Below are 11605 nucleotides of genomic sequence, written 5' to 3' on the forward strand. Positions count from 1 at the left end.
CTCGCCGCCCGCCCCGTGGAACGCGTCCGCCTGGAGTGCAAATCAGCGGTATCATACTAGAACTTACTCCTTAAAATAACGGGAATACTGGATCTATGGCTCACTAAATTCATATACTTGCTTATCTTGTAAGAAAAGCCCAACGCCGACGCTTGGAGCTAGACATTACTATCTTATTTTTCAAAAAAGGGGATGTTTAGAATGGAAAACGAACAAACTGCAATTCAAGATATATATCCGGATGATTTTGCATGGTGCTATGGTTGTGGACGTTTAAATGAAGAGGGATACCAATTAAGAACATTTTGGAACGAAGAAGAAACCGTAACCTATTATGAACCTTCTGACAAGCATACGGCGCTTCCTGGATATGTATATGGCGGATTATCAGCATCGCTAGTTGATTGTCATGGAACGGGCTCTGCTGCACTTTTTTTACATCGAAAAAATGGACATGAACCAGGTGATGGAGCTGAACCACCACGCTTCGTGACGGCTTCCTTGCATGTGGACTACTTAAAACCAACACCTCAAGGGGTACAGTTAAAAGCAACTGGTCAAGTGGAAGAAGTTCATCCTAAAAAATACAAAATTCATGTTAAGTTATACGCAGGAACAGAGCATGTAGCCAATGGAGAAGTCGTTGCGGTTGTTATGCCAACTAATTTCGGGAAAAAATAATATGAGGGTACCTTTATTAGTCAAGAAAATTTTGACGTAAAGGTACCCTTTTTTAGATTATTCGTAAGTATGAAAAATTAAATAAAAGGCTTTTTTAAATAAGTGCCGAATCCTATAACTAATAACAATGAATATAGGAAAGGAGATGCAAATGAAACCAGTCAGTTATCAAATGGAAACTTTAGTATCATGATTGCAGATTCAACAACTCCAGGGGAATCGGGTGCAACGAATATATCTATATTAATTGAATGTGAAAGTGAAGATGATATTAATCATTTGTACAATGCATTATTAGAAGGCGGAACAGCCGCTATGGAACTGCAAGACAAGTTTTGGGGTGCGAAATACGCTAAAGTATGTGATGAATTTGGCTATTATTGGGATTTGAACTTTTAAAAAGGTGAATAAGAAAAACTGCTGAGAAAAATTTTCTAATTCAATAGGCTCATAAGGTAGAAGTGAAAAAATGATCTACCAGAAACGGTTCAAATTAATCAAAAAGGAGAGTCAATATGAAAGTAGATCTTTTTATCACCTGTTTAGCTGATGCTTTCTATCCGCAAGTGGGGATGAGTGTAGTGAACGTATTGGAGAGGCTTGGAGTAGATGTTGGATTTCCTAAAGAGCAAACCTGCTGCGGTCAACCTGCTTATAATAGCGGTTACCAAAAAGATGCTATGAAAGCAGCGAAGCAAGTGATTCTTGCTTTTGAAAATAGTGAAACGGTTGTAACTCCATCTGGATCCTGTGCTGCTATGATTCATCATTATTATCCGAAATTGTTTAAGGGTGATCCTATATGGCGTGATAAAGCGCAGAGTCTTGCTGATAAAACCTATGAATTCTCGGACTTTTTAGTAAACGTATTAAAAGTGGAGAACGTCAATGCCAAACTGGAATCAATCGCAACGTATCACCATTCATGTCACATGATCCGAGGGTTAGAAATACGGGAGGAACCGAGTACCTTGTTAAGTCATGTAGAAGGCCTAACGATGAAGGAATTACCTTACTGTAATGATTGTTGTGGTTTTGGAGGAACTTTCGCCGCAAAAATGAGCGATATTTCTGAGAGAATGGTTGATGAAAAAATTAATAATATTATTTCTACTGAAGCTAAAATTTTGATTGGTTCTGATTTAGGCTGTCTGATGAACATTGGTGGACGAATGAGAAGAACAGGCCAAGACATTGAAATTATGCATGTAGCAGAGGTGTTAGAAAAAGGGGGGAAGATTTAACATGACTTTGAATTCTATTGATTTTGACCAAAGAGTTGATAAGGCATTAGCTGACCCGATTTTAAAACAAGCAGTTCCCTTTGCCCAAGATAAATTGCGTAATGGTAGAAATACCGCAGCAGATCAGTTGGGAAATATAGAGGAATGGCGCGAACTCGCTGCCGAAATTCGTAAACATACAATCGACAACTTAGATAGCTATCTTGAGGAGCTTGTCACAAATGTTCGGAAAAGTGGAGGATTTGTTCACTTCGCAGAGAAGGATAGCGATGCAGTTGATATCATAAAAAAAATTGCCAAGGATAAAGAAGCAAAAACGATTATCAAATCTAAATCGATGGTGACAGAAGAAATTCACTTAAACAAACATCTCGAAGCGGAAGGTTTGAAAGTAGTGGAATCTGATCTAGGTGAATACATCATACAATTAGCAAATGAAACACCTTCCCACCTAATTGCCCCGGCAATCCATAAAACGAGACAACAAGTGTCAGCCCTTTTTTCTGAAGTAGCGGGTAGAAAACTTTCGGATGAAACAACTGAATTATGCGCATTTGCTAGAGAAACGCTACGGGAAGAGTTTTTACAAGCTGACATCGGGATATCAGGTTGCAATTTTGCCGTTGCAGAATCAGGCTCCGTCGTTCTCGTAAGCAATGAAGGAAATGCACGTCTGACTACAACCCTACCAAAAGTTCACATCGCTGTTATGGGTTTAGAAAGAATTGTTCCTACTTGGAATGAATTAGATATTATGATTTCAATGCTTACAAGAAGTGCCACTGGTCAAAAGATAAGTGTCTACGTTACTGGAATTAATTCAGCACGTCAGAGTGGGGACTTAGATGGTCCCGAAGAGTTTCACCTGGTGATTTTAGATAATGGTCGTTCAAATATACTAGGAACAGCTTATCAAGAAGCACTGAACTGTATTCGATGCGGGGCCTGCTTAAATGTTTGCCCGGTTTACAGACATGTTGGAGGACACGCCTATGGAGGTGTCTATAGTGGGCCAATTGGTGCTGTGCTAATGCCTTTATTGGAAGGGTATGACGATTGGAAAGAATTGCCTCATGCGTCAAGCCTTTGTGGAGCATGTACTGAAGTGTGCCCAGTGAAAATCCCTTTACACGACCTGCTAATTGAACATCGGAAAGATGAAGTAGATCAAGGTTATGCACCGCTTCCAGAAAAAATGGCCTTTAAAGGATTTGGTTATATCAATAGTCATCCTGCACTCTATGATAAGACTGTGAAATTATCGAGTACAGGATTGGGTGTGCTAGCCAAAGACGGATATATTACCAAAGGACCTGGTATGTTGGGTGGGTGGACAGACATTCGAGATCTGCCTCAACCGAAAAAACAATCATTTCGTGAATGGTGGGCAAAAGAGAGAAAGGAGTGAGGGACTTGACTGTAGATCAATTGAATCAAGAGAAATTTCTAACAAATATTTCTTCGAGATTAGGACGTGAAAGAAGATCTGGTGTTAAACCACCGATCTGGAAGAACAAGCCCTATTTGCATTTATATGAAGGCAAAACTAACGAAGACTTGATAGAGCAATTTATAGATAACCTTCAACTTCTAAACACGAATGTAGATCGAATTACACGACAAGAATTTGAGGTTACATTAGCAAAGGTACTAAAAGATTTCGAAGTCAATTCAGCTATTTCTTGGGACAATCCTTTTTTACATGATTTAGACCTTACCTCTTTACTAACTACCAATGGGGTAGAAAATTCAATTTGGAATAATTCCGTGAGTGAGGATGAGCTAAAGCAGCGCTCTGCAAAAGTTGATTTAGGAATTACTTGTGCGGACCTGGGTTTAGCTGAAACAGGGACAGTCGTCTTTATGAACGGGGAAGGACGGGGACGAATGGTCAGTTTGTTACCTCCATTTTATTTATGCATACTCAAGGAAAGCCAAATCGTACCACGCATAACCCAAGCGATGGAACACATACATGCCAAAGTGCCAACTGGTTTACCCGCATGTATAAATTTCATCACAGGACCTAGTCGTACAGCCGATATTGAAATGGACTTAGCCCTAGGTGTACATGGACCTGGAAAGGTACACGTCATTCTTCTGAGAGAGTAGCTCTTTATCAGAAGTGTTCATGAACAGGAAACAGTCAAAACTCGGTTCAATTTTCCTATTAAACTTACCTGAAATTGTCGTGGTACCCATGAAATCATGATGAGTGGATGGAAATCATAGTTGAGTGGACGAAAACAGATGCTGAGTGGACGGAAATCACATTTGAGTGGACGAAAACTTGAAATGAGTGGACGGAAATCACATTTAAGTGGACGAAAACTTGAAATGACTAGATGAAACACTTCCATTATGAGTGAAACCTACTTCTTCCCAAGATATAAAATAGTGTTATAAACTGGAACAGTCAAAACTAGATTCTAATTTCTATTAAACTTGCATGAAATCATGCTGAGTGAGCGGAAACAGGAGATGAGTGAGCGAAAACCATAGCTGAGTGAGCGGAAACAGGAGATAAGTGAGCGAAAGCCATATCTAAGTGAGCGAAAACTTGAAATAACTAGATAAAAAACTTCAATCCTAGTAAAAAATATTAATTGTAAATTAAACACAAGTCTAAGATGAAGAGCCACAATTGTTCCTCAAATTGTGGCTCTTCATCTGGGGAAATACTTTAATAGGACCTAAGGAGGAAGATTGATATCTCCAATACAATGGGTAAATAGAAAAACAGAGAGCGAAGTGAGGTCACTTCGCTCTCTGTTAACATTTTTCGAAAATTCTCTTGCAGGGGGGATACTGTTCTAGCAAATTAATCTCCTATCCCCAATTTAATCCTCTTCATTGACAACAACTGTACGGCCTTTAAATTTCATTAAGAGTGGAATTAGTAACCAAGCCAATGCGATGATAATAAAAGTTAATGATAAAGGTCTTGTTAGAAAAATCGAGAAATCGCCATTAGAAATTGTTAATGCACGGCGCATATTATTCTCAATCATTGGCCCTAATACAAGTGCCAAAACAAGGGGAGCAAGTGGATAGTCGTTTTTAGCTAGTAAATAACCTAATAAACCACAGGCTAACAATAAATATAAATCAAACGTTGTGTATTGAACTGCATACACACCGAAAAAGGATATCGCAACAATGATAGGCAATAAATACTTTTTAGGTGTTTGTATAATCTTAGCAAATACTTTAACAAGTGGCATATTGAGCACCAGCAACATTAAGTTACCTATAAACATACTTGCAATGAGTCCCCACGCAACCTCTGGGTGATCATTGAATAATAAGGGGCCTGGTTGAACGTTATACATGATAAGAGCGCCCATTAATATCGCAGTTGTACCAGAACCGGGAATACCGAGAGTTAGTAGTGGAATCAAAGCGCCACCAGAAGCGGCATTATTAGCGGATTCAGGACCAGCTACTCCTTCAATTGCACCTTTACCGAATTTTTCTGGATGCTTGCTAAATTTTTTCTCCGCTATATAAGAGAAAAACGATGCTAGAGTTGCACCTGCACCAGGCAAAACGCCAATGAAGAATCCTAGTAGAGAACCTCGAACAATTGGAACTGCACTATCTTTTAAATCTTGTTTCGTTGGTACGATACGATCGATCTTAGCGATTGCACCTGATTCTTTATCACGTTCGAGGATGGTTTTAAATACTTCACCAAGAGCGAATAACCCAACTGCGATTGTTAGAAACTCAAGTCCTGAATAGAGAATTGGGAGATCATATGTAAAGCGAGCAATCCCTGAGACCCCATCAATTCCAATTGTCGCTAAAAGTAATCCGGATACTGTCATAATTAAAGTTTTTGTCATGGATTTTCCAGCTAAACCACTTACTGCACAAAGACCTAGGAGCATGAGTGCAAAGTATTCAGCGGGTCCAAATTTTAGGGCAACCCTTGACAATGGTTCTGCTAATAATACTAATCCAATTAAGGAAACAATACCTGCAAAAAATGATCCAATTGCTGCAATAGATAAGGCAGCGCCTGCTCGACCTTGTCTTGCCATTTGATAGCCATCTAAGGTGGTCACAACGGATGAAGATTCACCAGGTGTATTTAATAAAATTGAGGTTGTAGATCCTCCGTACATGGCACCATAATAAACACCTGCAAGTAGGATAATTGAACTGGCTGCAGCAGCTTCAACTGGCATGCCTGATGTTAGCGTGGAAGTGATAGGAATCAGCAAAGCAACACCACTCATCGGCCCAATTCCAGGTAAAACACCCACAGCTGTCCCGATGACAACGCCTACAAAAGCAAACAAGATATTTTGCCATTGGAAGGCAACGGCAAATCCATTTAATAGAAAATCTAAAGTACCCATTTCATAACTCCTTTCACCTTAAAATTCTGGGAATCCAGGCAATGAACCGCCAAGAAATTCCGAAAAGAAGTAATATATACCGAAAGAAAAAGCTCCAGCAATAATGATAGTACTAATCCATTTCCCACGTTCCATGGTTTGAAATGCAATTAGTAGAAAAATAAACGTCGAAATGACATAACCAACTGGTTCTAAAACGGCTGCGTATATAGCCGCACTTACGAAGATAATTAGGAATTTAACATATTGAACAGGCTCTTTTGTTCCTTCTTGGCCCTTATATTTTGTGGTTTCAAATAGTAATCGAATACTTAATAAAATAAGTATGATTCCGAGTGCAGTTGGGAAGATGTTAGGTCCAACTGTAGATCCGTAGGCACTTTGTGAAATCGAACGGCTTTCGATGACAAATAAAAGACCAACCAGCAAAAAGGTGATACTTGCAAACCGATCGAACGTTTTACTCATTATCCTTCATACCCCCTAAAGAAAAAGGCGACCGCTCATGCTGTCGCCAAAAATTTTTAAAATCAGAAAATCTATTACTATAGTAAATTTATATTATTTTTGCATACCTAAAGCTGTTAATAATTCAACTATGACTGTGTCTTGATCTTCTAAATAAGTAGTAAAATCATCAGCATTTCGGTACTCACTCTGCCAACCATTTCTTTCAATTTCTGCTTTCCATTCGTCTGTTTCAACTAATTCATCTAGTTTTTCTGACCAGAACTTAACAGCATCATCGGACATATCTTTAGGTCCAAATAACCCGCGCCAAATTGTAAATTCTGCATCAATACCCTCGTCTTTGAATGTAGGTACATCACTTAATACGCCTTCTAAGCGCTCCGCTGAACTTACTGCTAAAACTCGTACGTCTCCTGATTTCACATATTCTGCAATAGTAGAAGCGTCGGTTGCAATAACGTCAGCATTATTACCAAGTAGTGCGGCTACTGCTTCACCACCACCATCATACGAAACATACTTAACCGATTTTGGATCAATGCCATATTCATATGCAGGTAAAATTCCTACTAAATGGTCCATAGAACCTGGAGCTGATCCACCTGCTAAAGTTATTTTAGTAGGGTCTGCTTTGATTGCTTCTAAGAGATCTTTTAAAGTTTGAAATTCAGAATCTGCTTGCACAACAATTGCACCATAATCACGAGTAAGCTGTGCAAGAGGTTTTGTATCTTTATAGCCAAAAGGACTATTACCTTCAGCTTTATCATTGTTAATTAAAATTGGAGGTGAGTTAACCATCAACACATAATCATTTGCTGCTTCTTTTGTTGCAAAATCAGCAAGGTAGACAATACCACCGCCACCAGGTTTGTTTTCAACCATAATTGGTTCTTCTATTATTTTTGTAGCATTCATCGTTTTAGCAATTGCTCGAGCTGTTAAATCCCAACCGCCACCTGCTCCAGAAGGTGCAACAATCGTGATTCCTTTTTCTGGATAACTTGATGAAGCGCTTTCACTTTCTTGTGATGAACAAGCTGTTAAACTTAAAGCTAATGTACCAGCTAGTACTGCTATTGATAACTTCTTCCACATAAATATTCCCCCTTATAATTGAAAAAGACAGCGTTTTCTAAACCGCTGTCTTAAACTTATCAGAACTCTTAGTGTTTTCAATGTTTTCGGTCATAAGAGGAATAAAGTTCTTTGGTGTCATATTGTTCATAAAATTCACGAGTTTTTTGGGAAGTACCTACGTTCTGGTCGACCTATAGTTCCATAAATGAGCTCAGCTCTTGCCTGACTTTCTGATACTAGAAACTCTAAATATCTTCTTGCTGTAGATCTACTGACGCCACTTTCAATTCCAAGTTTTTCAGCCGTAATTCCACTTGTTTGATGACTTAGTTGAATGATGACTTTTTCCATTGTAATTGGGTCAATTCCTTTTGGTGTGATCAAATTGTCCGGAGAGTTTAATAATTTTTGATGTTTCCACAATAGGTGAATCGAATCCTCTTCCAAATTTCCCGGGTTTGAAAGAGTTTCTCTGATTTCTTTATACGAACGCAAACTATCTTGAAAACGATCGAACGTCAAAGGTTTTAAAATATAGTCCACGACACCTCCTCTAAACGCTTGTTTTACAATATTTACTTCTGAGGCTGCGGTGATATATATAATGTCTGAATCTGGACTTTCTACTTGAATAAAGGTCAGTAGCTCCGTTCCCATCATGTCAGGCAAGTAGACGTCGAGTAAGATAAGATCTGGTTTTAATGCTGAAATCCAATCTTTTGCTTCAGCTCCGGTATTAGCAGATCCTACTACAATAAATCCTTCAATTTTGTTAATAAAGCGTCTGTGGATTTCAGCAATTCTGATATCATCTTCTACAATTAATACCTCAATGATTTTGGTCATACATAAACCCTCCTTTTGGAATTGAGATGATAAACAATGCCCCACCTAAATCACCTTTCTCAATAGAAATAGCTCCACCTAAATCTACGATATTATCGAAGACTTTAACCAAACCATAGCCACGATCTTGCCCCTCTTTTGTAGATACTCGTGACTTAAAAATATGTTCTAGTATATGAGAACTAAGTCCTTCACCTGAATCTTCAATTTCAAGTAATATCTCTAGTCCAATATCAGTAATAAGCAATCGCACGATTCTATCTGATTCCTTTAAATGTTCAACGGCTTCAAAAGCATTCGTCACTAGATTTCCAATGATAGAGATAAATAAACTTTTTTCTAGATGTTTAGGCAATTTTGTCATGTTACTGTCTTCATCTAAAATAAAACGAATTTTTAATTCGCGAGCACGATTGAATAACCCAATGACAAGCCCACCTAGGTATGCGTCTTGTAGTCTTTTAGTGACAAATTGAATTAGGGATTGATTCTCTTGTGTCTCATCATGAATGAGATGGAGTGCTTCATCTAAAGAATTCAATTGGATAAGTCCACTAATACTGTAAAGGAAGTTTTGGTATTCATGCGTTTGTGATCTTAACGCTTCCGTATACAGCTTCACTTGTGAAAGTTCAGTTGTTAGTTGGTGGAAGTCTGATTGCAAGCGAAAACTTGAAACGGCCCCAACAATCTCTTTCCCAACTATTATTGGCATTCGATTGACAATCACTTTTTTTCCTCTCACTACCATGGGTCGGTCAAATTGCTTCTCACCTGTTAATAGCACGTGAGGGAGAAGTGTATTTGGCAATACATTTTCAATAGGGAGTCCGACAAGAATCGTGTCGACCTTAATACTTAACATTTCATATGCAGATGGATTTACCATCGAAATACGAGAGTTTTTATCGACCATGATGATTCCTTCACGTACGGATTCAAAGAGGGTGTTTCGTTCATTATATAAATGTGCGATTTCAGCAGGCTCTAAGTTAAATAAAACTTTTTTAATACTCCTTGCCAATATTGTAGAACCAATCACACCAAATAAAATGGCTAATAGAACAATGGTTAGAATTGTATCAACATACTCGAAAAAAGCATTTGAAATATCCTCTTTTAAGAAACCGACCGAAATTACACCAATAATTTCTCCGTTATTATTTTTAATTGGCGTTTTTCCTCTCAAAGCCGGACCTAATGTTCCCGTAGCTTCGGAGATATAGGATTCGCCATTGATTAACGTGCGTTCATTATCATCCCCAACCATTTTTTGACCAATACGTTCGATTATGGGATGGGCATAACGTATCCCTTTAGTATTTCCGATTACCACATATTCAGCACCAGAAAGTATACGAACTTTCTCGGCAATGGGTTGCAAAACTGTAGAAGGCTCTTCACTCTCAAACCCAGCTACAACATCTGGTCGTTCTGCTGTTGTAACAGCAATGCTAAGTGCTCGATTGCCAATTTGCTGTTCTATACTGTTGGACATAGTGAAATAAAATGAAGTCCCAATAAGAAGGGAGATGGCAGTGACGAATAATGCGCCATAAACAAATATTTTAGATTGTAAAGAGCGATTCTTCAAAATTCCTCACTCTTTTCATATAATTAGAACTTAGTATGACGAGTCAATAAAGAATTGGCAACAAAAGTTTTGGAAAGGGATGTCTTATTGAGGATTTAACTTGACAGGTAAACTGATAACAAACTGAAAGATTCATGGGGACAATAGATGAGGAAAGCGATTTGGTTCATGTTAATTCTGACTTATATCGGGTTGTAATTTTAATCCTTCTGATGGAGATATTGATGATACTCACTGAGAAATAGCCAACCTTGAGAAGTTTATGAAATTTGTTAAGGATGTAAATCAAGGGAAGGAAAACAAAATTAGAAATGGAAGATGTACGACTAAAGGAGATCCTAAGTGACATGACCTCGAATGCGATGGAGATATCATCACTTTAATTATTGATACTACTTGAGACCAATTCGGTAATGAAAGTGGTTAATACAGTAACGTGCAAATCAATTGACGTTAAAGAAACTGAAGAAAGAATGGACTAAACTTTATCAGGATGCGACAGAGTTAATTCCAGTTTATTGATTTGGGAAATACATCCTAGCAAAGAAGCATTGTGAATAATATAACAATGCTTCTTATTGGTAATTATATTATGTATTCTATAGCAGGTTGGTTTGTTAAACCTGTTTAGTACTTCTTAAATCGAACCCGTTACCAAGTTGATTCCTTTTGTAGTTTGTCTTTTTGCAACTAACTAAAATAAGAGCAAGTAAATAAAATATAGACATTAACAATGCAAATGTAGGATAGCTTAAGTCGAAAAGAAAATTAGCTCTAAATAAAGGTATCATAAAAATCAAATAAAATGGATACTGTATTGATGCCAGTATATCCAAAATAATATATTTAAACATAAAGTCCTCAAACATTTTTATGACATAAACAAGAACACCAGTGAAAACCCCAAACAACAAAAGTGTCTTTATTTTTTTATTTGCTTTCAATCCTTTCGTTATGAATAGTAGCAAAATGAGTGAAAATAAAGTAGTGGCTAGTAAATTGAAAATGTTCATATGTAAGTCGAGATGCTTTATAGAAGGCATTAAATTTATTGAAAATGCTATTAAATATGAGCAGATTAACAAAATTAATAATTTAAAGTTCATAGTATTACCTCCATTCCATCAATAGTGAATGTTTCATTTGCAACTTGAACTAATGCTCCTGCATTTCTTTAAGTACACTACTTAAGAGTCAATTTCATAACTCCTCAATTTGATAATAAACACGAACATTTAACTGATTTTTATATTAATTATACGTTAACATTAGACAGGCATCGTTTGATTGTAGCGCAATGCGGCGACTCCAGGAGCGACCGA

At 37.7% G+C, this 11605-nt stretch carries 12 protein-coding genes; 6 read left to right on the top strand and 6 right to left on the bottom strand.

Going from position 1 to position 11605, the window contains the following annotated elements; genetic code table 11:
• Positions 1-201 precede the first annotated feature (201 nt).
• The 5 genes from B371_RS0105130 (at position 202) to B371_RS0105150 (ending at position 4037) form a co-directional block, all read left to right on the top strand.
• Positions 202-681, top strand: a complete 480-nt coding sequence (locus tag B371_RS0105130; protein ID WP_019413233.1) for a PaaI family thioesterase — start codon at positions 202-204, stop codon at positions 679-681.
• Between the two features lie 102 nt (positions 682-783).
• Positions 784-1080, top strand: a complete 297-nt coding sequence (locus B371_RS21320; RefSeq protein WP_019413234.1) for a VOC family protein — start codon at positions 784-786, stop codon at positions 1078-1080.
• 116 nt (positions 1081-1196) lie between these two features.
• Positions 1197-1925 carry a (Fe-S)-binding protein gene (locus B371_RS0105140; RefSeq protein ID WP_019413235.1) on the top strand — a complete coding sequence of 243 codons (729 nt, stop codon included), beginning with the start codon at positions 1197-1199 and terminating at the stop codon, positions 1923-1925.
• A gap of 1 nt (position 1926) precedes the next feature.
• Complete coding sequence (locus B371_RS0105145) at positions 1927-3333, top strand: LutB/LldF family L-lactate oxidation iron-sulfur protein (protein ID WP_019413236.1); 1407 nt, start codon at positions 1927-1929, stop codon at positions 3331-3333.
• Positions 3306-4037: a lactate utilization protein C gene (locus tag B371_RS0105150; protein ID WP_157185148.1), complete on the top strand. Its 732-nt coding sequence runs from the start codon at positions 3306-3308 to the stop codon at positions 4035-4037. The genes B371_RS0105145 and B371_RS0105150 overlap by 28 nt, the downstream gene beginning before the upstream one ends.
• 728 nt (positions 4038-4765) lie before the next feature.
• Here B371_RS0105150 and B371_RS0105155 read toward each other — a convergent pair.
• The 5 genes from B371_RS0105155 to B371_RS0105175 form a co-directional block, all read right to left on the bottom strand.
• The gene (locus B371_RS0105155; RefSeq protein WP_019413238.1) at positions 4766-6292 is read right to left on the bottom strand and encodes a tripartite tricarboxylate transporter permease; all 1527 of its coding nucleotides are present in this window, start codon (positions 6290-6292) and stop codon (positions 4766-4768) included.
• 18 nt (positions 6293-6310) lie between these two features.
• The gene (locus tag B371_RS0105160; RefSeq protein WP_019413239.1) at positions 6311-6760 is read right to left on the bottom strand and encodes a tripartite tricarboxylate transporter TctB family protein; all 450 of its coding nucleotides are present in this window, start codon (positions 6758-6760) and stop codon (positions 6311-6313) included.
• Between the two features lie 93 nt (positions 6761-6853).
• Positions 6854-7861 (bottom strand): tripartite tricarboxylate transporter substrate binding protein, encoded by a 1008-nt coding sequence (locus B371_RS0105165; protein ID WP_019413240.1) that lies wholly within the window; start codon positions 7859-7861, stop codon positions 6854-6856.
• Positions 7862-7996: 135 nt separating this feature from the next.
• Positions 7997-8689: a response regulator gene (locus B371_RS0105170; protein ID WP_019413241.1), complete on the bottom strand. Its 693-nt coding sequence runs from the start codon at positions 8687-8689 to the stop codon at positions 7997-7999.
• A complete protein-coding gene (locus B371_RS0105175) occupies positions 8673-10283 on the bottom strand; it encodes a sensor histidine kinase (protein WP_019413242.1) in 1611 nt (536 codons plus the stop codon). The genes B371_RS0105170 and B371_RS0105175 overlap by 17 nt, the downstream gene beginning before the upstream one ends.
• 241 nt (positions 10284-10524) lie before the next feature.
• Between B371_RS0105175 and B371_RS24435 the strand changes: the two genes are divergently transcribed.
• Positions 10525-10629, top strand: a complete 105-nt coding sequence (locus B371_RS24435; protein ID WP_369751079.1) for a DUF4362 domain-containing protein — start codon at positions 10525-10527, stop codon at positions 10627-10629.
• A 271-nt stretch (positions 10630-10900) separates the two neighbouring features.
• On the opposite strand, the gene B371_RS0105180 is transcribed toward B371_RS24435, so the two are convergent.
• Complete coding sequence (locus B371_RS0105180) at positions 10901-11389, bottom strand: hypothetical protein (protein ID WP_019413243.1); 489 nt, start codon at positions 11387-11389, stop codon at positions 10901-10903.
• Positions 11390-11605 lie beyond the last annotated feature (216 nt).

The sequence above is a fragment of the Paenisporosarcina sp. TG20 genome, from assembly GCF_000286315.1.
GTDB lineage: Bacteria > Bacillota > Bacilli > Bacillales_A > Planococcaceae > Paenisporosarcina.